The sequence below is a fragment of the Schleiferilactobacillus shenzhenensis LY-73 genome (assembly GCF_000469325.1).
Taxonomy (GTDB): Bacteria; Bacillota; Bacilli; order Lactobacillales; family Lactobacillaceae; genus Schleiferilactobacillus; species Schleiferilactobacillus shenzhenensis.
This window is the reverse complement of sequence record NZ_KI271594.1, coordinates 38,984-60,520: the sequence shown is the minus strand read 5'-3', so window position 1 is coordinate 60,520 and position 21,537 is coordinate 38,984. Positions and strand designations below refer to the sequence as shown.

The following is a 21,537-nucleotide window of genomic DNA, read 5'->3' as shown; positions in this document are numbered from 1 at the left end:
TCCAATAAGCGACTTCTCGTTCAAGCTGTTGTTCGCGTTCAGTCGTCGCTGCCTTGTCCATGAGCCCACCACCTGCTTTTCGATAAAAACAATAGTAGGATTATAGCAAGCCAGAGAAATAAAAGGAAGCCCTTTCCAAGGCTTTCTGGAAAGGACTTCTAGTGGATGATGCCGGGCTTGGCGGGCCGAAGGGTCCGCCGTTCTTCAATGGCTAAACCGCTGAGTAACCGCTCCAGCTGTTGGTAACGGAGACGCTTCACCTCAGTTTGGTTGTGGGGCCATTGCAAGTACCCGTTCTCAAACCGTTTGTACAATAGGAGAAAGCCGTCACCGTCCCAATACAAGGCCTTGAAGCGGTCGCTGCGTGTTCCGCAAAACAGGAACAAGGAATGGTCAAACACGTCCAAATCGTACTCAGACTGGATCAGCGCAGCCAAACCGTCGATGCCTTTTCGCAGATCAGTCCGACCGCAGACGATGAATATCTTAGCGCTGGTCAGGTCGGGCAGCATTGCCGGTCATCTCCTGTAGAATGATGTGAGCGAGGTAGCCGTCAATACCGTTGTAAAGGAGTACCTCGGCATCGCCGAACTTCACTTTAGCACCCAGTTTGGTTTTGACAACCGGTGTACTGGCCGCACGGTTCACCAGCTCCACGGGGACGATGTCTTTGATTTGGGTCATAGGAAAACCTCCATCCATTGATTGATGTCTCAATTATGGACGGAGGTTGGCCGAGGAGCTACGTACCCAGTTATTTGACGCTTACTTATCTACCGCTTACCTTACTACCCTGCGGTGATATAAAAAAAGAAGCCCCCGGAGGGACTTCCTAAAAACTCATGACAGATTATGCTTTGTAAGAACCATAATCTGCACGTACATAACCATCAGTAGAAACACGGTAGTAAGGCTTACCGTTGATGTTCTTGACACCAGTTACTTTCCAAGAAGAACGAGCCTTCAAGGTAGTACCTTTGATGACACTGCCGCTACCATTGAATACAGGAGCAGCATCGGAACCTACAGTAAACGTACCAGAAGCTGAGTTTACACGTTCAACGACATCGCTAGCGGAAACCCACTGGTTATCAGCAACCAGATAAGCACGAGTGCCATCAGGATTTACTGCTAAAGCGAAGTACTTCCAACCAGTATTGTTCGCCAAGTACTTCACGTTTCCAGAATTCGAAGTCGTGTTGGCAGTAGTATATGTGCCGTTGTCCTTGGTAACAGTCACAACGCCAGCTGTCTTAGTTACTTTGGCAGTAGTAACATCCGAAGCCTTCAACCAACCGTTACCACCGACGATGTAATAAACAGATCCATCAGGTGCGGTTGCCTTCTTGGATGTCTTCCAACCGGAAGACAGAGGAAGAGCTTTAACATCATCGTTCTTGGTAAACTTGTCAGTCTTGGCGTCGTAAGAATACTGCGGTGTCTTGCTCGTTTGAACATAGACGACAGAATCGACATCCTCAAACTGAGTCTTATCACTAGCAGTAACAGTCACTGTACGCTTTAACTGAGCAGTCTTACCAGAAGTAGGATTGGTGATGGTGTAAGTCAAATCGTACTTACCAGGCTTGGAAGTATCAACAGAACCGTCAATTTTCCAGTTAACAGGATCAATTTGCGTAGTCTGATTGGCATTAGCCCAAGCTGTAATACCCTCAGTAGCCTTAAACTGAGACCCGACTTGAACCGTCGGATTTTGTACCCAACCCTGAGCAAATGTGAACAGAGGAGAATCTTGCGCTACACCATCTAACGTAACCGGAACATTAACTGTGGTGGTCAGATTTGCATCATTGAAGAATGTGACAGGGATGTCAACAGCACTCGTCTTGTCAAACTTCCAATCTGCACTGGACGAAGCACCGGACTTAACAAAGTTAACACCAGCCTTTGTCGCAGCAGAAATGACAGCATCTGTCAACTTATCATTCTTAGCCCGGTATGCACCATTCTTATTAGATGCGCTCTGTTGCGCTTTGAAAGTCTTGCCATCCAAGACTTTAGCGAGAGCTGTAACCGCACTGCCAACTGTCGTCAGTTTGCCAGTCTTGTTAAGAGAAGCATCATCAGCAGTGGTCAAGTAAACAGTTGAACCTTCCCAATATTGAGTGGGTTGCCCGTTTGACTGATATTGATAAAAGACCTGCGGCAAAGCAGCATTGTAATCAGTATCTCGAACTGTAATCGGACGGACAAGATACAAGTTCTTAGTAGCCTTATCCCACCAGAGATCACCACCGAGCAGACCACTGTCAGTGCCAGCCAGCGTTGTCCTCAAGCCCTGAACCTGGTTGTTGTTTGCACTAAGCTGTGCAACCTGGTATGCGACGCCATTCCCAGTATAGGTGTCAGAAGACTTATCAATATAATTAGCCAATGCAGTGTAAATGTTCGTATGTGCCATTGACCTTGTCACGTCAGACAACTGGGTGGGCTGATAAATGTTATACCCCAGCGATGCAATATCCTGGGCTGCATTCAGGGTAATGTTTTGTCCATTAACCTTAAGAGTAATTGCATTAGCAGCGTATGTGGGATCAGCGAATAGTCCAGGAACAGCGTCACCAGCATTTACCGTAACTGGCGTGAAAGTACCAGTTGCTGTTGCCTGCGTTGCTGTCTTACCAGCAATGGTGACCTTCACAGAGCGAGTAATGGCCTTTCCATCTGTACCAACCAAAACTTTCTGTGACCGACTATCATAGGCAGTGACAGTGAAAGTGTAAGTGGAAGCACCTTGCGCAATAGTGGCCAACTGTAAATTGGAATTAATCTGTTGCGTTTGTGAATTTTCGGTCAACTGGTTACCATAACCACCAGTAACGGTGTAACTGAAGAATGTATTGGTAGTATCTTTGTTTTGACCAGTAGGACTGTACTTAGCAAGCGAAGCCGCCAAAGGCACAGCAGTAATGAACGGATTGCCACGGGACAAGAATTCTGTAGCATCCGGCATCTGCCCCGCACTTGTAATGTTTTGTGGGTGATTAGTAATCCACTGTTGAATATTAGCCAACTTGGATGTGGCAACTGCATTTGTATAACTTACTGCGGATGGAACATCAGTGTTTAACTGACCCTGGATTTCATCTGCTTGTTGAGGCGCGATTGCTTCGGCACCTGGTGTTGCAGCCTCTACAATTGCAGGGGAAGCAACTTGGCTAACTACTGGCGCTGCGATTGGAGCAACTGCCAACAGGGCAGCGGCTACAGCACCGAAGTACTTAACCTTTGAAAATTTCTTCATGTGGTATTCCTCCTAAGATCTCATAATAATCTTGATACCAAGTGTAAGTGTATCACACACCGTCAACCTGAACAACAAATTGCTCAAAAGATTTGCCGCTCTTGTTGACACTTTTTTGGTACAGGTTCATTATACCCGAAAATTGGTGAGCTGTGAACTGTCGCTCTTTTCAATTACGTAACAAATACTGTTCCCTGACCTTCTCGGTTTTCCGCCGCCTTTTTCATGTCCTCTTTCTTTTTGTCGCGTTATCGTCTATACTGTATCTCGGTATTCGGTACTGACGCTCATAATTGATCGTTGGCGGTGCGCTTCGGTGCATCGCTTTTTTTTGCGCCTTCATTGCCAGTCTTGGCGGTAACACGTATACTTTTGGAGGTGTAAATCTTTCGGAGTGAGTGAGGTTGTGGCTATGGATTTTTCTGGTAAACAAGCGCAGGAGGCGGCGCCCTTGAATGGTGTCGGCCGTTTCCTGCATGGGCTGTTCTGGGTGGTGTTCGCCATCCTCTGTGCGGTGACCTTCCTGGGCGGCCTGGCGTTAGTTCCTGGTAATCTGCTATTTTTCATTATTGCCCTGCCAGTGTTCGGGTTGATTGCCTTTTGGGCGTATCGCTACCACGGCCGGTATTTCTGGCTCTACCTATTGGGTATTGCCCTGATTACCCGGATCGTGGGGGTGTTGCTGTTCCATCCCGCCCCCGCGTCGGACTTCCTGGTGCAGTACAATGCGGCGCAGTCGATCCTGCATGGGAATTTTTCCTTCAATAAAGGATATTACTTCTCCAGCTTCCCTTATCAGGTGGGTTTCTCGTTCTTCCAGGCACTGCTGCTGCATATCGTGAATTCGGTGTGGTGGCTGCGGATCGTCAATGTTCTATTAAGCACCGGCAGTGTGTGGCTGGTGTATGCGCTGGCCCAAAAGCTGACCACCAGTCGGTTCGTCGCTCAGTTTGCCGGCATGGCTTACGCTTTGTCCGCCACGCCCATCGTGTACAACGGGGTCTTGACGAACAATGTCGCCAGTACTTTCTTTACTCTATTAAGTATCTACCTGGTCGTGCAGGCTAAGCACAGCCGGTTCAGCTGGGCGTGGGTCTTAGGCGGCGGCTTGGTGCTGTCCCTCAGCAACTTCCTGCGGCCGGACGGACTCGCATTGTTCGTCGCTTTCGCCGCGTACTTCGTATTCGGGCTCTTCACCCCACGGTGGCGGACGAAGCTGCTGCATCTGGCGATCATCGCCGTGGCCTTCCTCGGCTGCAACGCCGCCTTAAGCGGCGCGGTGTCGGCCAGCGGGTTGGCGCCGGCCGGGATGAAGGTGCTGGATCCCTACTGGAAGTTTGCGACGGGGATCGAGCTCACCAGCAATGGGCAGTACAGTCCCCGGGTGCTGGAACGGACTAAGGCCATCAAGCAGGAACGGCACCTGTCCCAGCGTGACGCCAGTAAAGCTATGATGATGGAGAACATCGGCAACCTGCGCCGGGCCGGGGTCGGTGCCGTAGCCCGGCTGGTCGTCAACAAGCAGAACATCTTCTGGTTCGGCCAGGGCGGTCTGATCTTCCCGCTGACCGACATGCAGAAGACGCATCCGAAACTAGCGGCCTGGGTCGATCAGCTGAAGACGGCTTGGATGCTGTGGATCGTGCTGTTTGCATTAGTCGCCCTCTTCCCCTTGTGGCGAAAGGGTTATGATCCGCAGCTGCTACTGGTGTTCTTCATCTTTACCTTTGCGGTGGTGAACCTGGTCGCCGAGGTGCAGTACCGGTACTCGTTCTCCGTTCAGCCAATGTGGTTCATCATGGCCGGCATTGGGCTGGAATGGGTCCTGGCGAAACAACGGCAGCGCGGCTGAGTATGCTGCTGACAATTCAATATCTGTTTGGGAAACACGGTCTTGCTTGCTGAGGCCGTGTTTTTTTTGTTCTCCGAGATAACGGGCAATACCGACTGGCCATCCAGCGCTTTTCGAGCAAAACACCGGCCGTCCTCGTCGGGAAAACTACGAGGATGGCCGGTGATAACGGGTGTGCCTGATTAATTGACTTGGGCGTTCTGGAGGAACTGCCAGTACCACGCCGCCCGGGCGCGGGCTTGGTCGTAATCGTACGCGCGATTCGACATGAACATCACGCCGGAATTGCCGTCGGTGCTGATGGTCATGATCAGTTCCTGCCAGTTCTTGACGCCGTGGGAATAGATGTAGGTCGGGTAGCTGTAGACCCCGCCGCCGTATTCGCCATCGGTGCTGTCCCGCAGGGTGGCGACGGCAGCGCGGTCGACGTACTTGCCCTGGATGATGGCCTGCTGCAAGCGGAAGAAGGTGTACGGGGTAGCGTAGATGTTGCCGGTACCCAGTTCCCGGTACATGTCCGCTACCGATTCCTTGGCAATCTTCTGGTAGGTACTGAACTGACCACCGGAGACATAGCTGGTGGTGCGGTGGCTCTGGTTGGCGAAGTCCCACATGAAGCCAGCTTGGCTGCTAGTGATCCCCAGGGGCTGGAAGAGCTTGGCCTGGACGTTCTGTTCGTAAGACTGACCGGTGAGCTGGTTGATGATGCCGGCCAGCAGGACGTAGTTGACGGCTTGGTAAACTTCATGGCCCTGGTTTTCCGGCAGATATTCCATGCGGGTCAAAGCGCGCTGGACGATCTGAGTGTCGGTCATGACGGTCTTAGGGACAGCGTCGTCCATCTTCAGGCCGGAGGTCATGTCCAGCAGCTGGCGGATGGTGATGTTGCGGGCAGCCGGAATCTGGTCGTAGTACTGATGGACGTTGTCGGTGTAATGGAGCTTGCCGGCCGCGATGAGCTGGGCAATAAGGGTGGCCGTGAGGGACTTCTGGGCGGAGCCGATCTGGAAGAGCGATTGTGGTGTATTCAGCCGTTTCTTGGCGGCATCGGCATAGCCGAAGCCTTGGTTATAGATGATCTGGCCGTCCTTCACCAGGAGCAGCGTGCCGACGAACTGCTCATCTTGAAGGCGCTTGGTCAGCGTCGCTTCGGCGGTGCTGCTGAGCTTATTGACGCTGGTTTGTCCGGGCTGAGACGTCTGGGCAGCGGTGGTGGTCTTCTTTTCGTTGACCTCAGCCGTCAGTTCGCTGGCCCGCCGGCTCAGACTGCTGCGGTCGGCGGCGTCTTTCTCCGCCTCACGCTTGACCTCCGCCACATGGCGGGGCCGGACGTAACCGTAATACGTGGCGGCCCCCAAGCAGCCGACAAGCAAGGCCCCGGTCACGAAGCCGATCAATAAGGTGGTCATCCGTTTCATTTTCTCTGCACTCCCCTGCGCTAGTCTCGTCCTCCATTATTGACAGCCGTCAGCCGAATGTAAAGAAAAAGCACGTCGGGTGACGTGCCTTTCTGTAATCTTACTGTGAACTTAACGCTTACCGCAGGACGGAGGGACCGCTGTTATCGTCGTTCCCCGCCGCCGGCCAGCCGTGTTCGACCAAGTGCTCAAAACCGGCTTGGTCCAGACCCGGGGAGACCTTGATGCGGTTCAGGCTGTAGAGGCCGTTGTCGGCACTGGCTAAGCCATCGTGCATGCGCAGACCGAGGGTGAAGCCGATGTCGGCCGCGAGCTTCTCGGTTTCTTCATTATAATCGCCGTAAGGATAAGCAATGGCGGTGGTGTTCTGGTGGAAGGTGCTGTCCAGGTAGGCCTTCGAACCCGCCATCTCCTGCTTCTGCTGGTAATCCGGCAGTGCGCTGAGGTGGAAGTGGTTGAGGGTGTGGGCCTGGATGTCCATGCCGTTGTCCTTCATGATGGCCGCCTGCTGGGTAGTCAAGGTGCTGCTGTTGGTGATCAGGAACATGGTGCCCTTGACGCCGTACTGCTGGATCACGGGAAGCCCGTCCTTGAACCAGCTGGCGTAGCCGTCGTCCATGGTGAGCCAGACGAGCTTGTCGCTGGGGGCTTGGTTGGTGGTCAAAACGGTGTAGGCTTCCTGGGTATTCAGGAAGTAATAGCCGTTCTCCCGGAGCCAGGCCATCTGGCTGGCGAACTCATTGATCGGGACGTACCAGGTGCTGGTGGGATCTGAACCCAATTCGTGATACATCAGGATGGGGAAGCGGATCGGGTCAGTCTTGGGCTGCTGGCGCCAGCCGGTGGTGTCCTGGCCGTTGGTGATCCAGCGGTTGGCCCCGAGGCTGTACCAGGTGGCGCCATTCACGGTGAGCGTCCGGTAGAACTGCCAGCGGGTACCGGCGGCCAGGGTCTTCGCCGTGGCTGTGCCGTTGGCGCCGATGTAGATCTTCGTCGGCGCGGTGAGCGTGACAATGTGCTTTGCCGGAACCGGAGTGGGCGGTACCGGGACGTCGGCATTATTGATGGCGTCGTCCAAGGTGATCCACTGATCCGGGCCGATCTCGTACCACTTGATGCCGTCGGCCCAGGTGGTCTCCAGAATCAGCCAACTGCTGCCGGCCGTGGCCGTCTTGGCGGTCTTCTGCCGGGTGGTCGCGTAGGTCGTCCACACCGGGATGGTGTTGGGGACGTACACGTACTGGGTGAACCCGGGGTTGTAAACGGGCGCCGTGGTGATCCACTGATCATCACCGATGGCGTACCAGGTGTTACCGTCCACGACTTGGGTCTGATTGTACGGCACGGTGGTCATCGCCGCCAGGGTCTTGCCCGTGGCCTGGCGCTGAGCGTCGGGCCGGGTGTAGATCGTGGTGACGAAGGACGTGGTCAGGGTCTGGCCGGTCGGTGCGGGATTGAAGCCGGCCGCGGTGGTCGCCCACTGGTCCTTACCCACCTGGTACCAGGGAATGCCGTTCCAATCGACGGAGGCGGTCACGGTGCGGCTGCCGTTGGCGACGATCGTGTCCGTGGTGCGGACGCGGGTGCTGCCGAAGCCTTGGTAGACGGTCACGGGTGTCCGCGTCCAGAGGCGGCTCTCATACTTCGGATTGTACGCGGGGTCCAGGCTGACCCAATGGTTGTTGGTGCCGGCCAGGGCGAGCCAGGTCTGACCGTCGACCATAAAGATATTAGTGACGTCAGCCTTGTCGCCGGGCTGGAGCGTTTCCCCCGTGGGGTCGGCGATACCGCCGACCCCGTTGTAGACTGTCAAGACTTGGTTGGCCGTGACGGTGCCCACGGTGGCGGGCGGATCGGCGCGGACGTGGCCGCGGGCGAAACCGAGGATCCCGATGAGCAGGATCGCCAGGAGGCCGGCCAGCCAGGTGCGGTGGTGCTTGATTTGCTTCATGATGTGTACTCCTCCCTCAAGGATATTTGGCCGCGCTGCGGGTGCGGCCAAATGCTTACGCGCTTTCATTATAGCAATCTGCGGAGGAAAAGTACCGCGGCAGGCATTATAAAGAAAGGGACAGAAAACCGGTGCGGCGGTTTTCTGCCTGAGGGCGGCGTTACTTTTCTTCCTGCCGGACCGGCAAGGTGGCGGTGACGGTCTCTGTCTCGATGATGTAGCGGGGCCGGCGCTTGACTTCAGTGTAAATCTTGCCAATGTATTCGCCGAGGACGCTGATGGCGATCATCAGGGCGCCGCCGATGATCCAGAGGGAGCAGAACAGGGAGGTCCAGCCAGGGACAACGCGGCCGCGGCCGTGCTGGACCAGGGAGTAGATGAAGGCGGCCAGGCCGATGAAGACGAAGAGGAAGCCGGCGTCCATGACTAGGTGGATGGGTTCGCTGGAAAAGCTGGTGATGCCGTCGGTGGCGAAGGCGAGCATCTTGCGCAGCGGGTACTTGGAGGTACCGGCTGGTCGGGGCAGGCGGGCGTATGCGACGGTGCTGCTGGGGAAGCCGACGAGCGGGACCATCGCCCGGAGGAAGAGGTTCTCTTCGGGAAATTGGAGGAGCGTCTGCAGCGCCCGTTGGCTGAGGAGACGGAAGTCGGCACTGTTGGGAATCATACGCACGCCGAGCTTATTCATCAAACCGTAGAACAGACTGGCAGTCCCCCGCTTAAAGGCAGTGTCCGTGTGACGGTCGTTGCGCACGCCGTAGACCACGTCACTGCCGGCTTGGAAGGCGCGGACCATCTTCGGGATGGCATTGATGTCGTCTTGCAGGTCGACGTCGATGGAGATGATGGCGTCAAAGTACGGCGCAGCCGTGGCGAGGCCGGCCAGGAGCGCCCGCTGGTGACCGAAGTTGCGGCTGAGCTTGACGCCGGTGACCCGGGGATGGGCGGCTTGGGCCGCTTCGATCATGGCCCAGGTGCGGTCCTTGCTGCCGTCGTCAACGAAGATGAGACGGGATGCCTGGGTAATGAGCCGGTCGGTGATCATTTGGTCGAGCAGTTTTTCTAACCGGGGCAGCGAGATGGGCAGAACGGCTTCTTCATTGTAAGCCGGGAGGACGATGGCGAGGGCGGTGGCGGGCATGGGTGGGTGACTCCTTTTTCGTTAAGATTCTCTTAACATGGTAGCACAGATTGAGGCTGGTCCCGGAGCAATTTGTGGTATGATTTGCGTTGCTACGAGGAGGCTTGCAGATGTCTAAGGAGAAATATCATGGCGCAATTCTTCCGGCCGTTCCTTCGCTGGATGAATTACGTGCTCAGTTTACAGATGATGACATTCGAGAGCTGGGCCGGGAGCTGGGCTATCTTTATCCTGGCGATCCGGGCTACGAGGATGCCTCAGAGTTGGTTGATTCTCCTTGCGATTCATCCGACCACCGAGGCAAGTAATCGGTAAGCTTTACGCGGGATGGCTTTACCTATACGTTACGTGACGTGCACTACTCTACCGGTCCTTTATTTTGCATGATACCAAAGGAGGAGTTCCCACCTTGCATAAAGAAGACCATCCGAGTGCTCTTCTGCCCAAGTTCTCGCAGAAAAAGCTGCGTGCGGGGCTGACAGAAGAAGATATCAAAGCACTTGGCCGCGAGTTCGGGCTGCATTATTATGGTGACCCCGGTTATCCAGCCGAGCCATCAGCAAATGATCCCGCCGACAATGCCGAACCATCTCACAAACAGAAAAATTGACCCACCCCGAAAGGAGCCGCTCATGACTACCTGGCAACAATACACAAAGGACATCAAATCAATCAGCAGCACCGAAATGTTGGCCATCAACACATTGGCTGATCTGCAGACCGAACGGATCAAACGCGGTATCTCCCAGCGCACACTTGCTGATGCGATTGGCATGACTGCAGCAGAGCTTGCTCAGCTGGAGGATGCAGATGTTTCCCCTTCACTCGCCACACTCAGTCGTTACGCTAAGGGACTGGGATTACGACTGGAAATCGCCATCGTTCCGTGATGATCACTCGCACCACCAAAAAGCAGCATCCGCCGGCCCTTATGGGCGAGACGAATGCTGCTTTTCTAATGGCTTAATCAGTTAGCTCTTCCGCCGCCGTTGCCGCCACAGCATCACGAGGACACCGCCGAGCAAACCGGCGCTGAGGACCGTAATGCCGATGGCCGCCCACTGCGTGTGGTTGTCGGCGGCCTGTTTGCCAGCGGCACTCTGCATGTGCGTCGCGGCCGACTGGCTGGTGCTGCTGCTCTTGAAGGACGAAGAACTGCTCAGCGGACTGCTGGCTTTCTTACTCGTCGAGGTACTGGCGGACGCTGCGTTCTTCTTGCTGCCGCCGAACCAGTTGGTGAACCAGCTGTACCACGGCTGGCTGCTGGATGACGAACTGCTGCCCGCCGCCTCTTGGCGCGATGCGGTACTGCTGGATTTCTTACTGCTCGTGCTCTTGTTCTGGCTCGGGCCGTCCGGAATCTTCGGTGTGTCGGAACTGCTGCTGGACGACGGAGTCGAGCTGGAGGACGGCGTGGTGCTGGAGGTATTGATGCTATTGCTGGACGTGCTGCTGGCACTGCCGCCGCCCCCGTTGCCGCCATTGTTATTGCTGCCGCCGCCGTTGGTGTCCTTGGTGGGCAGGTAGGTCACGTAGATCGTACCGCCATCCTTAGGCACCTGGACCTGGACGCCGACGACCAGAGAATCCACATCCTGGCTGTCTTCCGGGTAGTACCCGGCGACCACCGGAACATCGATGCTGGTCCCCTCTTGGACCGGGCCGTAGTCGGTGGACGTGACTTGCAGCGACTGCTGGTAAGGATCCACCGGCACGATCTTGCCGGAGACTTCCTTCACCTGGCTGTCTGAGCTGCTGTTCTTACCTGAATCATCGGTCGTCCCGTCCGCGTTCTGGTCACTATTCTGCGTATCATGACTGTTCTGGCTGGTCGGGGCACTGCTGCCGTCTGTCGCCGCCTGAACCGCCTGCTGCGGTACTGCACTCCCGGCCGACACCGCTAAGGCGCTGGCCAAGAAGACAGTCCCCAGGATGCGGGCTGCTTTGTTCCTCAGAATCGATCGTTCCGTTAACTTCATCAATTGGCTCCACCTCAACTTCGCCGGTCCGTTAGCTTTCCTTAACATGTCTTCTTAAGTATATCATAGTGAATTTGATCTTCCTCGAACCAAAGTCGGATATTGGTGGGAGAAAAATCGACCTGGGTATAGGTTACCCCAAATAACGGCCCTACATATTACGATAAGCTTAAGAAACGTGTCAATCAACTAACAGTCTTGTCACATCGGCAAAAACCGGTCTATATCAGTTTTCATAACACCGGTTATTTCTTCTTCCGCTCCGGCGGCAGGTAGGCGGTGCTGTGGCGGTGGCCATGCAGGGGGTCGAAAGTCACCGCCGGCACCATCTTCACCAGGTGATGCGTGTCCCGGTAGATGATCCGCAGGTGGGAATGGGCGCGCAGCGCGCGGAACACCTCGTCGTACAAGCCGCTGGCGAAAGGCAGCTCCAGCAGTTCGTTGGAGTGGATGATGGCTTCGCCTTTCTTCTGGGATTCCAGGAAGAAACCGTGACAGCTGTCGAAGTGGTTGGTGACGATGAGCAGCCAGTAGCGGTAGTTGTACTGGCGCAGGAAGTAATGGTCGTAGCGCTCTAACAGGAGCTTGCTTTCTTCACGCATGGTGGCCTCCAATCAGGTCGGCGCGGGCGATGGCCGTGCCGCCGTTGGTCTTGCTGGACGCCCGCACCAGCGCCTTGACGCCGAAGCGAGTCTGGATATTGTCGATGACCGCATCGAGCTGGGCGCGCTGGAGCGTGCGGGTGCCGGCCTCGAACAGGTTGAGCTGCAGGCTGTGCTGCTCGGAGATGCGGGTACAGCGCACGCCTACGTTGCGCAGCGGCGTGCCGTCCCACTTCTTATAAAAAAGCCGCACGCAGGTGTCAGCGATCTCGTCATCCAGGTTCGTCGGGGTGACGTGACTTTGGGCAGAAAAGAACCCGCGCCGAGTGTCACTCTCGTCGGCGTAGCCAATACTGATGCCGACGATCTCGCACTGGACCTTGTGCTTGCGCAGGCGGGCCGCGACCTGGTGGGCAATCTCCCGAATGATGGTCTCGCAGTCCCGGGCGCTGACGTAATCCCGCATCAGCACCTGGGAGTTGCCGTAGCCCCGGTTCTCGTTGCGGGGCACGTAGCGGTGCTCCAGGTTGGAATAGTCGATGCCCCAGGCGTGGTAGTAAAGCTGATCGCCCAGGATGCCGAACTCCCGGTGCAGGTTTCGCACATCGGCGTGGGCCAGTTCGCCCACCGTGTAGATGCCCATGGCGTTCAGCCGCTTGGCGAGGCGGCCGCCGATCCCCCACATGTCGTCCAGCGGGCTGATGGCCTGCACGGTGGTGGGCACGTCGGCGTAGCCCCAGTACGCCCGCCAAGGGGTTTTCTTCTTGGCCGCGTTATCCAGGGCGAGCTTGGCCAGCAAGGGATTGGGCCCCATCCCGGCGGTGGTAACGATGCCGGTCTCGGTGAACACCTTGTGCTGAATGCGGGCGGCCAGCTCGTCGTTGTCGCCGAACAGCTTGTGGGATCCGGAGACATCCAGGAACGACTCGTCGATGGAGTACGGGAACCAGTGGGGCCGGTCGGTGAACTGCTGGTAGATATGGTTGATGCGCAAATTCTTGGCGATGTAGTCGGCCATGTGCGGCTCGACGATCGTCAGGTTCATCGCGCTCTTAATCTCGAAGCGCCGCGTCCCCAGCTTCACGTGGTAGGTCTCCTTGCAGAAAGGCGAAGCGGCCAGGACCAGCCCGCCGCTGCTTTCTTCCCGGGAGAGGACCACAATGTTGGCCCCCAGCGGATCGATGCCGCGCTTGATGGCTTCCGTGCTGGCGTAGAAGGACTTGCAGTCGATGCAGAAAAAGTCGCGCCGGGGCAAGGCTTGGGGATCGGAGAGCGGGGTCCTTTCTTCACTTGAGGCCATAATCATTCACCTCGCTGCGGTACCACTTGGCCGGCGGCTCCAGCCGAATGTTGCGGATGTCGCTGATGGCCAGCGTCTGGGCACCAGCGGTCGTGTAGAGCAGGACGCCGTTGCCCGGCGTGAAGCCGGCGACGGTGCCGACGATGTCCGGCTGGAAATGGTCGCGGACCAGAATGTTGCGCTGAATGTGGGCGGTCTCCCCCGTCAGATAGGCGTTATCCAGGAGCTCGCCAATGGCGGCGTCGTCCTGCTGGACCTGGGGCACCCCCACGTCCTCGCCGGTCTCGCTGTCCTGTTCCAGTGCCTTGGTGTGGTCGCTGAGGAAGAACCCCAGCCACTTGACCATGCCGCGGTCGGGGTAGAGCCACTTACTGCGGGGCGGATCATAGATGTTCGCCATACTAACACCTTCCAATGCAATGTGATAATGGTGGTGCTGATTTTGAACGCGCGTTCGTATATATTTAGTGTACGATGTTGGCGCAAATTACGCAAGCATATGTTCGTGCTACCGGGCGAAAATTGATGTGCAGGAGCCGGCAGGTTGGTCGGTATTGTCCCCCACCCACTTTTCTGAGGATGCGTTCTGTTGTCATTCAGCACGCCTCAACGATTTAAATGATGGCCATTGTCAGGACCCGTAGCTGCTTGTCCGAAAATTTTGGCCGCCAAACCACCGCTTTTTTTCGTTTCTGCAAGTTCTGGCCGCTGGCGCGGAGAGGAGCGTAACATCGTCCTCATGGAAAGCGAGGAGATACCATGAAGAAAAGAATGTTAGGCTTCGTTGGCGTGGTCCTGCTGGGGCTGCTGTTTGTGCTGGGCGGGTGTCAGTCGAAACCGAAGGCGGATCTGTCCGAGGATCAACTGTGGACAATGGAGGATGCCCCCGGGGAGCATAAGTCGCCAGTGGGCAAGACGGTGGCCGTGACGGTGAAGAAGATCGAGCCGGATACCGACGAGGGGTACGATATTATCGCCGGCAAGGGGCTGCACTTTGTCAGCACAGAGAAGAATCACATCACGCCGAAAGTCGGCGATGAGATCGTCGTCAAAATTCTGAACGTCAGCGTATACAACAACAATGACGACGACGGCAACTACAATTATCGGTTCCACTACAAGCCGGTGTATCCGGCGAAATAGCAGCTGTCCCAGAGAGCAAGGCCTTTTCTTAACAAGGCCGTGATGATCACTATGTAAAGAAGCGGCGCCCGCTTGCCGGCCGCCGCTTCTTTCTTACTGCTTAAGGAGCTGATGAATCAGGGTGACGAGTCGAATCAGCTTACGCGCCTTGGCCAGGTGTGCGTGGAGCCACCGGTTCAGTGCTGTCGTCGAATAGCGCTGTTTCAAAGCGTTCCACATACTTCGCCGCAATCGGCGTGTCGTAGAGGTAGACCGAGCCCTTGACGAAGATTTTGGAAGCGGCGATCTGGCCCATCGCTTCCTTGACCGTCGCGGCGTCCAGTTCCTGGTCGACGTAGTTCACGGACATCGTCTTGCTCTTGCCTTCGGACGTGTGGTACTTCAATTGCAGTTGTTTCATGGATGGTTTCCTCCTTCAGTCGTGGGTGACGAGTTACGCGATCTGCTCTTTGGTGGTGAGGGTGGTGGCGGTCAGGACGTCACCGGCATGCAGCGTCTTGAAGGCATTCCCCACCGCGAGCAATTGGTCGGCGGTGGCATCTTCGGCGATGTTGTTCAAGCGCCGATCCAGCACGCCGTCCTTGTATGAATCGTTCGTCAGGGAGAACTCTACGGAGCTGCTTAACCAAGTTTTAGCCATTGTTGTTTCCTCCATCGGTTTAGTTTTTGTAAGCGGCGGGCCCGCCTTGCCTTACATTTATAACAACGGTTGGGGGAACCAAAAGCGGCAAAAAAAATGCTTGCAGCGAAAAGCGCTGCAAGCGGGAGCAAAAGCGACGATATATCCCAAGCTTTGTGACGCACTATCCGGCCAAATCACAACTCTCGTGTCTTCATCGTAAGTTTCCCATGAGCCTGTATCTGCACGATCAGCCTATCATACTGAGAGTCGGCAATAGTTCCGTCACCCGCCAGGATTTTGGCGAAGTCATCTTCTGAAAGACCACTGAATTGTAACAATTCATCAGTTGTGATGCCGTTCTTGATCATTTCTGGTACGATTTGATCTGCATTTTTCCGCTGCGGCATTGCGTCCCACTGATTTGAAAAGGCACTGCCACTAATGTAATCATGCTTGTCAATCAAAAGAAATCACCCTCTCGTTCTTCGTCAACCACACGGGGTCGGTAACAATCCGCCAATATGCTTGTATCGTATAAGCTAGGTACTGGCGTGTCAAGTAATCTCTGTGTGGAGGTGCCATCGTCAGTCTTCTTTTCGTAAACGTCTCCACGAATATCATCTTGGAGGAATCGATGGCCTGTTGTTTTCGGCCAAATTCCACAATTGACATGACGCGAAACTCAAAAGCCTCAAATCTTTGTCGCAGTTCGAAAATTGGGAGCATTTTGTCCCTGCTTGAAGCGTTCATGTGTTTAATTATTTCGTACCGGCGGAGGTGATACTTATCAACGTGCGGATCGTAAACTACCGTTGGCAATTCGTAAGCCCCGTGTCGAGTAATCAAATCCCAGTGAACGCTCGTCAAAGACTGCACTATCTTCACAGAAGCAATCAACCCAGTGTGAATGTACATGTCCGTGCGATAGTGAAGCGCAAATTGCTCATCAGGATTGTCCACGCCAATTCGAAGATGGTTTTCAATCCTCTGCATGAATTTGGAAAACGCATAGTTGTGATAATGGTTGGGAACTTCAAAAACAGTTGTGCCCATTAGAATAATCCTCCACTTGGTATCAAGCCCGCGTCATGTCTTTACTGACATTGTAAAGGAATGGAAGCCATTTTCGATACCGAACAAATTATTTATTCAAATTGGGCAAAGTATTACTTGAAATATCACCGCCACCACAATTTGATCAATCCTTGCGTCCCCAAATCACCGAGCCCGTCGCCGTCCACCATCACCTCATACAAGTGCTTGGCTTCTGCGGTGGCGGGCAGCTCTAAGCCCATCCGGTCGGCTTCGTCCAACGCGATGCGGAGATCCTTCAAGAAATGCTTGGCAAAGAAACCCGGCGTGTAATCCTCTTTGAGAATGCGCGGTCCATAATTATCCAAGGACCAGTTTTGGGCGGCCCCGCCGGCCAGCGTATGAAGTGCTTGGGTCAAGTCTAAACCGGCGGCCTTGGCGTAGACCAGCATTTCTGTCATACCGGTCATCGTGCCGGCAATCATGATCTGGTTGGCCATCTTCATGTGCTGGCCGCTGCCGGCCGGGCCGCAATAGGTAATTGTCTGACCCATCTGTTGGAAAATGGGCAGCATCCGGTCGTAGACGGGTTGTTCCCCGCCGACCATGATCGTCAGTGTCCCCTTCTGCGCGCCAATGTCACCGCCGGAAACAGGGGCGTCCAAGGCCGCCATGCCGGGATACTGCTTTGCGACAGCGGTAATCTTCTTGGCCGTCTCAGGGGAGCCGGTGGTCATGTCGATGACCGTCAAGCCGGCGTGGGCGCCGGCGAAGACGCCGTTGTCCGCAAAGTAGACCTGTTCGACGTCCTTGGGAAAACCCACGATGGAGATCAAGACATCGCTTTGCCGGGCCAGCGCTGCTGGGCTGTCTGCCCACTTGGCGCCAGCCTCCAGCACGGGCTGGGCGTGGGCTTTGGTCCGGTTAAAAACAGTGACGTCTGAGCCGTGCTGAAGCAAGTTTTTGATCATGCCGGTGCCCATGACACCGGTGCCGATGAAGCCGATTTTCATTGAGAAATCCTCCTTGCGTCTTGTAACAAATCATTGTGCCCTGACTGTAAGTAAATACGTACTCCGACTGAAGTTCTACCTGGGCAGCTTAAAATGTGCAATTGGCTGAAATACCGTCATTGTTTTGGAAAGTGCCGGGTCAACGATTTTTCGTCGATTCAACGAATTGTGTTGTCCTACCGGCTTTCCGAACCAACGCCGCTTTATCAAGAGAACGAAGCAAAACCTGATAGTCTGCCTTGGTTACGTATTTCGAACCATAAAACATTTTCTTTAAGTGTGCACGGTCCATTTTCAACTGTGTAGACAAATCCGTCAAACTGAGATTTGATTCAGCCAAGAGTATTGTTAAGCGATTGCTCAAATCCTTGTCGAAGGGATGCCGAGAATTCATTTCGTCCATTCCCTCTTGAATTAACTCGTCCAGACTCATCCAAATTTTCCTTTCTCGCATACCCAGTGCGAACAAGTCTCTGTATTCCTAGATTCCACGTCAGGAACTGAAAATGGACTCATCCATCTATTTCATCCTTTGATTGTGCCAGGCTGCCATAACAAATTCAAGGCGCGCACTCCTCACGACTTGGTACAGCCCCCAATTCCATGTTAAAATCTCAACATATGGCCTGCGCACCATGCAGGCCGCAACGGATAAGGAGCGAATCTCCGATGAAGAAACTACTCACTTACCTCACCGCCGGCTTGGCGCTGGTCACCCTGGCGGGGTGTCAGCCTAAGGCCCAGGACAGCGCTGCATCAGTCGCGGCGGCCAGCGAATCGACCAGCAGCTATACGGCCATCATTCGCGCTGGCCGCGACGCCGTCAGTACCAAGGCCTACGATCAGGCGCTGGGGTATTTCGAAAGTGCCCTCTTGACGAAGAACGGCGACAAGAAGGCGCAGGCGCTGGTGAAGCAGACCAAGGCCGTACTGGAAGCGCAGAACGCCTTGGCGAAAAACAGCTTCAACGCGGCCAAGGCGGCGGCCACTGCCGTCAAGAACGTCACCGGCGGCGACAGCAGCTTGAACAGTGCCGCCGATGAGCTGCTGACGACGATCAACCAGGTGCAGACCACCTACAAGGCTGCCCAAGCTGACTTGCAGAAAGCCCAGACGGCTTATGACCAGAAGGACTACGCCGGCGCCTTGGCGACCTTGAACCAGCTGGTCCACCAGAGCAACATTAGTGATAGTTATTACGCCACGCTGTACACCGGCGCCCTCAAGCTGCAGGTGAGCACGGTTCAGGCCCAGCAGACGGCCAGCACGACCCCGAGCACCAATACCAGCAGCAGTTCATCGGCCAACAGCGGAGGCGAATACAGCGTGAATAAGCAGGACACAGAACTCAACGGTCAGCCGATTACCGCCGCCCAGATCACGCAGGCCCGCAAGGACCTGCAATCCCAGGGCGTGGATTCTGCCGCCTGGTCCGACTTGGACATCATGAAGGCCATCAAGGTCGCCCACGCGGACGGCCGGACGAAGATCACCCCGCAGGACGCGGGTTTGAAGTAACGCCCCTGCCCGTTGGCGGTTTTTGCCGGCGGGCTTTTCTATCGGAATGAATGTAAGGAGAGAAACGATGACAGATTATCGCTTGCACGGGCCAGAAGCTCGGGAACAGTTCTACCAATTGTACTTGTATGCCTTCAACCGCCAGGACAGCCCCCAGCGCCGGGAATATTTCTTCCAGCGCTACGACCACGGCTGGATCTATGGGCTGCAGGACGGCGGCCAGCTGGTCAGCGGCTTGTACAGTCTGCCCTTCACGGTGAACTTCCACGGCGTCGACTTCCGGATGAACGGGATCGGCGACGTGATGTCAGCCCCGGAATTCTCCGGCCGCGGCGGCGCGGGCACACTGCTCAAGGCGTCATTGGCAGAAATGGCAAAAAAGCACGTCACATTGGCGTACCTGGCGCCTTTCTCCTATGAATATTACCGGCGCTTCGGTTATGAGCAGGTGTTCAATAAGATGCAGTACACCTTGGCCGGTTCCGCCGTGCCGTCGTTCCATGCGCTGGGCGGCGGGACGGTGACGCGGCAGCCGCTGCGGGCGGCCCTGCCGGTGCTGATGCCGGTGTATGCGGCCCAGGCCGACCATCTCCGCGGCGGCGTGGTGCGGGAGAGCTGGTGGTGGGACCATCTGGCCCTGGCCAATAACTGGGATGCGGCGCTGTACCGGGATCCGGATGGGAAGCTGCAGGGGTATATGCTGTACGACCGGAACGGCAGCACCCTGACGGTGCAAGAATGGTGGGCGCCGAGCCAGGCCGCTTGGACCCACCTGATGGCGTTCCTGCTGCGCCACGGCAATACCTTCCCGACGCTGCGCTTCATCGACCAGGACAGCCGCTACCGCGGGGATTGGCTGCCGAATCCGTACGCACTGACGGCGGAGACATTGCCCTTCATGATGGCCCGGATCGTGGATCTGGCGGATTTCTTCGGCCGGTATCCGTGGACCGGTGAGTTGGCGGCGCCGGTGACTGTGGCCGTCACTGACCCGGTGCTGCCGGCCAATCAAGGCGTGTGGACGCTGACGACGGCTGGGGTGACACGGACAACCGCTGACCCGGATGCGGCCGCTGACCTGCACCTATCGATCCAGCAGCTGACCAAGGCCCTCTTTGGCACGACGACCCTGATTTCGATCCTGACCAGCGGCCGGGGGACGGGCGACGCGGATGCCGCCGCCCGCCTTGATGCTGTGCTGCACCACGAACTGCCGATGCTGAACGATTATTTCTGAGAAAAGACAAGACCGGCTGCCGCGATGGTGCGCGCAACCGGCCTTTTTCTGCCTTACGCCCGGGCCTCGGCCAGCGCCGCCGCCATGGTGAACGGGGCCGTCAAATCAAACGGAATCGGGGCATCCAGGGTCATCGTGCCTGGCGTCACGCGGGTGCCGTACGCCAGCACGTGCACCCCCGCCGCCTGGGCCTGGGCAATCGTCTCGGCCAATGTCGGCTGGACTTCCCGGGCAATCGTCACCGCCCGGATCGCTGGGATCTGCACCAGAAACAGAAGGTACCCGTGGTACCCCGCCCCCACCGCGGCAATCAGTTCTTGCACGTGCTTCAGCCCGCGCAGGGTCGGCGCATCCGGGAACGCCGCCACGTCCCCGGCCCACAGGGTCACGCCCTTCACTTCCAGGAAGAACGGCTGGGGGCCGCTGCTGCCGTAAAAATCAAACCGGGCGTCGTGAAACGTGGTCTCCGGCCGCACCGCCGTAATGGGGCCGAGGCCGGGCAGGACGATCTGGTTGCTGCGCAGACCAGCGCCTACCACCGTGTTAGGCGCCTGGGAATCCACATTGATCCAGCCCTTGGGCGTCTGCACGGCCACCAAGTCGAAGGCAGTCTTGCGCTGGGCAGCGTTAGCCGCCGGCGCCAAGGCGACGGTGCGGCCGGGGACCAAAATATTGGTCCGGCCAGTATTCTTGACGTGGACCACAATCTTTTCTCCCTGAATCAGCACATGGGCGACGAACCGGTTGGGCCGGTCAATGAATTGGCCCCGGATAATGCCAGGATACTCCATGGGGCGTGCCTCTTTTCCATACTTAGGACCGATACAGCCCCGCTGGTGAGTCAGGTATACTGAAGGTGACTTGAAAACCGACATCGAGAGGACTGATTCCATGCAACAAGTATATAACACGTTCCGCCGCTACGGCTGGCTGCAGTCGCTGGCGAGTCTGCTTCTGGGGGCCGCCCTGTTGTTCGTGCCCGGCCTGGTGACCACGATCGGCATCAGCTTGATCGCCATCTACATCGCGGTCCAGGGCATCATCGGGCTGGTCTCAGCCCTGCGCAGCAAGGACAGCGTCGACGGTCAGCAGAGCGGCTGGGCCATCGGCTTGAGCGTGACGCTGATCGTCGTCGCCATTCTGTTCTACTTCATGGCCAAACCGCTGCTGGCCGCGATCCCATTCATTCTCGGTCTGCTGCTCATCTTCATGGGTATCAACCGGGTGGCCAACGGCTTTTCCGGCCGCAAGGAGTACGTGAACGTTACCCCTTGGCCGATGGTGGTCTACGGTATCCTGCTGATCATTGGCGGCATCGTCCTGGTCATCAACCCATGGGGCTCCGTCAAGCTGCTCTTCCGCATCTTCGGCGGCACCCTCATCGCCATGGTGATCCTGGACTTCATCACAGGCCAATATTACAAGAAACAGGCGTGATGTGTGCGAATTTAGATAGAAATTCCT

The 21,537-nt window shown here is 56.2% G+C and carries 25 protein-coding genes; 8 read left to right on the top strand and 17 right to left on the bottom strand.

The window, feature by feature from the left end:
* Positions 1-158 precede the first annotated feature (158 nt).
* From tnpB to L248_RS09900, 3 genes are all read right to left on the bottom strand, one after another.
* Positions 159-512 carry an IS66 family insertion sequence element accessory protein TnpB gene (gene tnpB, locus L248_RS09910; RefSeq protein ID WP_022530072.1) on the bottom strand — a complete coding sequence of 118 codons (354 nt, stop codon included), beginning with the start codon at positions 510-512 and terminating at the stop codon, positions 159-161.
* On the bottom strand, positions 487-684 hold the full coding sequence (locus L248_RS09905) for a hypothetical protein (protein ID WP_022530071.1): 198 nt from the start codon (positions 682-684) through the stop codon (positions 487-489). The genes tnpB and L248_RS09905 overlap by 26 nt, the downstream gene beginning before the upstream one ends.
* Before the next feature lie 166 nt (positions 685-850).
* Entirely contained in the window at positions 851-3,265 is a 2,415-nt protein-coding gene (locus L248_RS09900; RefSeq protein ID WP_022530070.1) for an immunoglobulin-like domain-containing protein, read from the bottom strand.
* A 412-nt stretch (positions 3,266-3,677) separates the two neighbouring features.
* Between L248_RS09900 and L248_RS09895 the strand changes: the two genes are divergently transcribed.
* On the top strand, positions 3,678-5,117 hold the full coding sequence (locus L248_RS09895; protein WP_022530069.1) for an ArnT family glycosyltransferase: 1,440 nt from the start codon (positions 3,678-3,680) through the stop codon (positions 5,115-5,117).
* Positions 5,118-5,299: 182 nt separating this feature from the next.
* Here L248_RS09895 and L248_RS09890 read toward each other — a convergent pair whose 3' ends face one another.
* The 3 genes from L248_RS09890 to L248_RS09880 form a co-directional block, all read right to left on the bottom strand.
* Entirely contained in the window at positions 5,300-6,535 is a 1,236-nt protein-coding gene (locus L248_RS09890; RefSeq protein ID WP_022530068.1) for a serine hydrolase domain-containing protein, read from the bottom strand.
* A 118-nt stretch (positions 6,536-6,653) separates the two neighbouring features.
* On the bottom strand, positions 6,654-8,486 hold the full coding sequence (locus L248_RS15275; protein WP_022530067.1) for a polysaccharide deacetylase family protein: 1,833 nt from the start codon (positions 8,484-8,486) through the stop codon (positions 6,654-6,656).
* Positions 8,487-8,646: 160 nt separating this feature from the next.
* Complete coding sequence (locus tag L248_RS09880; protein WP_022530066.1) at positions 8,647-9,627, bottom strand: glycosyltransferase family 2 protein; 981 nt, start codon at positions 9,625-9,627, stop codon at positions 8,647-8,649.
* Between the two features lie 110 nt (positions 9,628-9,737).
* Between L248_RS09880 and L248_RS09875 the strand changes: the two genes are divergently transcribed.
* The 3 genes from L248_RS09875 (at position 9,738) to L248_RS09865 (ending at position 10,517) form a co-directional block, all read left to right on the top strand.
* Positions 9,738-9,935, top strand: a complete 198-nt coding sequence (locus L248_RS09875) for a hypothetical protein (protein ID WP_155828624.1) — start codon at positions 9,738-9,740, stop codon at positions 9,933-9,935.
* Positions 9,936-10,036: 101 nt separating this feature from the next.
* Complete coding sequence (locus L248_RS09870) at positions 10,037-10,237, top strand: hypothetical protein (RefSeq protein ID WP_022530065.1); 201 nt, start codon at positions 10,037-10,039, stop codon at positions 10,235-10,237.
* Positions 10,238-10,259: 22 nt separating this feature from the next.
* Complete coding sequence (locus tag L248_RS09865) at positions 10,260-10,517, top strand: helix-turn-helix domain-containing protein (RefSeq protein WP_040536115.1); 258 nt, start codon at positions 10,260-10,262, stop codon at positions 10,515-10,517.
* 81 nt (positions 10,518-10,598) lie between these two features.
* Here the strand turns inward: L248_RS09865 and L248_RS09860 are convergent, their stop codons facing one another.
* The 4 genes from L248_RS09860 to L248_RS15270 all read right to left on the bottom strand — a co-directional run bounded on the left by L248_RS09860 (position 10,599) and on the right by L248_RS15270 (position 13,908).
* Positions 10,599-11,606 carry a hypothetical protein gene (locus L248_RS09860; RefSeq protein WP_022530063.1) on the bottom strand — a complete coding sequence of 336 codons (1,008 nt, stop codon included), beginning with the start codon at positions 11,604-11,606 and terminating at the stop codon, positions 10,599-10,601.
* Between the two features lie 245 nt (positions 11,607-11,851).
* Complete coding sequence (locus L248_RS09855) at positions 11,852-12,208, bottom strand: hypothetical protein (RefSeq protein ID WP_022530062.1); 357 nt, start codon at positions 12,206-12,208, stop codon at positions 11,852-11,854.
* Positions 12,201-13,508, bottom strand: a complete 1,308-nt coding sequence (locus L248_RS09850; RefSeq protein WP_022530061.1) for a Y-family DNA polymerase — start codon at positions 13,506-13,508, stop codon at positions 12,201-12,203. Before L248_RS09850 ends, L248_RS09855 begins: the two co-directional genes overlap by 8 nt.
* Entirely contained in the window at positions 13,495-13,908 is a 414-nt protein-coding gene (locus tag L248_RS15270) for a hypothetical protein (RefSeq protein WP_022530060.1), read from the bottom strand. The genes L248_RS09850 and L248_RS15270 overlap by 14 nt, the downstream gene beginning before the upstream one ends.
* A 359-nt stretch (positions 13,909-14,267) precedes the next feature.
* On the opposite strand from L248_RS15270, the gene L248_RS09840 reads away from it, so the two are divergent.
* Complete coding sequence (locus L248_RS09840; RefSeq protein WP_022530059.1) at positions 14,268-14,651, top strand: hypothetical protein; 384 nt, start codon at positions 14,268-14,270, stop codon at positions 14,649-14,651.
* A 139-nt stretch (positions 14,652-14,790) separates the two neighbouring features.
* On the opposite strand, the gene L248_RS09835 is transcribed toward L248_RS09840, so the two are convergent.
* From L248_RS09835 to L248_RS09810, 6 genes are all read right to left on the bottom strand, one after another.
* Positions 14,791-15,051 carry a DUF2922 domain-containing protein gene (locus L248_RS09835; protein ID WP_022530058.1) on the bottom strand — a complete coding sequence of 87 codons (261 nt, stop codon included), beginning with the start codon at positions 15,049-15,051 and terminating at the stop codon, positions 14,791-14,793.
* 33 nt (positions 15,052-15,084) lie between these two features.
* Positions 15,085-15,291 carry a DUF1659 domain-containing protein gene (locus tag L248_RS09830; RefSeq protein ID WP_040536108.1) on the bottom strand — a complete coding sequence of 69 codons (207 nt, stop codon included), beginning with the start codon at positions 15,289-15,291 and terminating at the stop codon, positions 15,085-15,087.
* 176 nt (positions 15,292-15,467) lie between these two features.
* Positions 15,468-15,737: a hypothetical protein gene (locus L248_RS09825; RefSeq protein WP_040536105.1), complete on the bottom strand. Its 270-nt coding sequence runs from the start codon at positions 15,735-15,737 to the stop codon at positions 15,468-15,470.
* Positions 15,730-16,326: a hypothetical protein gene (locus tag L248_RS09820; RefSeq protein WP_040536102.1), complete on the bottom strand. Its 597-nt coding sequence runs from the start codon at positions 16,324-16,326 to the stop codon at positions 15,730-15,732. The genes L248_RS09825 and L248_RS09820 overlap by 8 nt, the downstream gene beginning before the upstream one ends.
* A gap of 125 nt (positions 16,327-16,451) precedes the next feature.
* On the bottom strand, positions 16,452-17,318 hold the full coding sequence (locus L248_RS09815) for an NAD(P)-dependent oxidoreductase (RefSeq protein WP_022530055.1): 867 nt from the start codon (positions 17,316-17,318) through the stop codon (positions 16,452-16,454).
* Between the two features lie 139 nt (positions 17,319-17,457).
* Complete coding sequence (locus tag L248_RS09810) at positions 17,458-17,751, bottom strand: hypothetical protein (protein WP_040536099.1); 294 nt, start codon at positions 17,749-17,751, stop codon at positions 17,458-17,460.
* 236 nt (positions 17,752-17,987) lie between these two features.
* On the opposite strand from L248_RS09810, the gene L248_RS09805 reads away from it, so the two are divergent.
* Both L248_RS09805 and L248_RS09800 read left to right on the top strand, forming a co-directional pair.
* Positions 17,988-18,836: a hypothetical protein gene (locus L248_RS09805; protein WP_022530053.1), complete on the top strand. Its 849-nt coding sequence runs from the start codon at positions 17,988-17,990 to the stop codon at positions 18,834-18,836.
* Between the two features lie 67 nt (positions 18,837-18,903).
* Positions 18,904-20,073 carry a GNAT family N-acetyltransferase gene (locus tag L248_RS09800; protein ID WP_040536096.1) on the top strand — a complete coding sequence of 390 codons (1,170 nt, stop codon included), beginning with the start codon at positions 18,904-18,906 and terminating at the stop codon, positions 20,071-20,073.
* A gap of 53 nt (positions 20,074-20,126) precedes the next feature.
* Here L248_RS09800 and sfsA read toward each other — a convergent pair whose 3' ends face one another.
* A complete protein-coding gene (sfsA, locus tag L248_RS09795) occupies positions 20,127-20,864 on the bottom strand; it encodes a DNA/RNA nuclease SfsA (RefSeq protein ID WP_022530051.1) in 738 nt (245 codons plus the stop codon).
* Between the two features lie 100 nt (positions 20,865-20,964).
* Between sfsA and L248_RS09790 the strand changes: the two genes are divergently transcribed.
* Positions 20,965-21,510, top strand: coding sequence for an HdeD family acid-resistance protein (locus L248_RS09790; RefSeq protein ID WP_022530050.1), 546 nt, complete (start codon positions 20,965-20,967; stop codon positions 21,508-21,510).
* Positions 21,511-21,537 lie beyond the last annotated feature (27 nt).

Coding starts and splice junctions, on each gene's coding strand:
- tnpB (WP_022530072.1), bottom strand. CDS start 512: ATGCTGCCCGACCTGACCAGCGCTAAGATATTCATCGTCTGCGGTCGG.
- L248_RS09905 (WP_022530071.1), bottom strand. CDS start 684: ATGACCCAAATCAAAGACATCGTCCCCGTGGAGCTGGTGAACCGTGCG.
- L248_RS09900 (WP_022530070.1), bottom strand. CDS start 3,265: ATGAAGAAATTTTCAAAGGTTAAGTACTTCGGTGCTGTAGCCGCTGCC.
- L248_RS09895 (WP_022530069.1), top strand. CDS start 3,678: ATGGATTTTTCTGGTAAACAAGCGCAGGAGGCGGCGCCCTTGAATGGT.
- L248_RS09890 (WP_022530068.1), bottom strand. CDS start 6,535: ATGAAACGGATGACCACCTTATTGATCGGCTTCGTGACCGGGGCCTTG.
- L248_RS15275 (WP_022530067.1), bottom strand. CDS start 8,486: ATGAAGCAAATCAAGCACCACCGCACCTGGCTGGCCGGCCTCCTGGCG.
- L248_RS09880 (WP_022530066.1), bottom strand. CDS start 9,627: ATGCCCGCCACCGCCCTCGCCATCGTCCTCCCGGCTTACAATGAAGAA.
- L248_RS09875 (WP_155828624.1), top strand. CDS start 9,738: ATGTCTAAGGAGAAATATCATGGCGCAATTCTTCCGGCCGTTCCTTCG.
- L248_RS09865 (WP_040536115.1), top strand. CDS start 10,260: ATGACTACCTGGCAACAATACACAAAGGACATCAAATCAATCAGCAGC.
- L248_RS09860 (WP_022530063.1), bottom strand. CDS start 11,606: ATGAAGTTAACGGAACGATCGATTCTGAGGAACAAAGCAGCCCGCATC.
- L248_RS09855 (WP_022530062.1), bottom strand. CDS start 12,208: ATGCGTGAAGAAAGCAAGCTCCTGTTAGAGCGCTACGACCATTACTTC.
- L248_RS09850 (WP_022530061.1), bottom strand. CDS start 13,508: ATGGCCTCAAGTGAAGAAAGGACCCCGCTCTCCGATCCCCAAGCCTTG.
- L248_RS15270 (WP_022530060.1), bottom strand. CDS start 13,908: ATGGCGAACATCTATGATCCGCCCCGCAGTAAGTGGCTCTACCCCGAC.
- L248_RS09840 (WP_022530059.1), top strand. CDS start 14,268: ATGAAGAAAAGAATGTTAGGCTTCGTTGGCGTGGTCCTGCTGGGGCTG.
- L248_RS09835 (WP_022530058.1), bottom strand. CDS start 15,051: ATGAAACAACTGCAATTGAAGTACCACACGTCCGAAGGCAAGAGCAAG.
- L248_RS09830 (WP_040536108.1), bottom strand. CDS start 15,291: ATGGCTAAAACTTGGTTAAGCAGCTCCGTAGAGTTCTCCCTGACGAAC.
- L248_RS09820 (WP_040536102.1), bottom strand. CDS start 16,326: ATGGGCACAACTGTTTTTGAAGTTCCCAACCATTATCACAACTATGCG.
- L248_RS09815 (WP_022530055.1), bottom strand. CDS start 17,318: ATGAAAATCGGCTTCATCGGCACCGGTGTCATGGGCACCGGCATGATC.
- L248_RS09810 (WP_040536099.1), bottom strand. CDS start 17,751: ATGAGTCTGGACGAGTTAATTCAAGAGGGAATGGACGAAATGAATTCT.
- L248_RS09805 (WP_022530053.1), top strand. CDS start 17,988: ATGAAGAAACTACTCACTTACCTCACCGCCGGCTTGGCGCTGGTCACC.
- L248_RS09800 (WP_040536096.1), top strand. CDS start 18,904: ATGACAGATTATCGCTTGCACGGGCCAGAAGCTCGGGAACAGTTCTAC.
- sfsA (WP_022530051.1), bottom strand. CDS start 20,864: ATGGAGTATCCTGGCATTATCCGGGGCCAATTCATTGACCGGCCCAAC.
- L248_RS09790 (WP_022530050.1), top strand. CDS start 20,965: ATGCAACAAGTATATAACACGTTCCGCCGCTACGGCTGGCTGCAGTCG.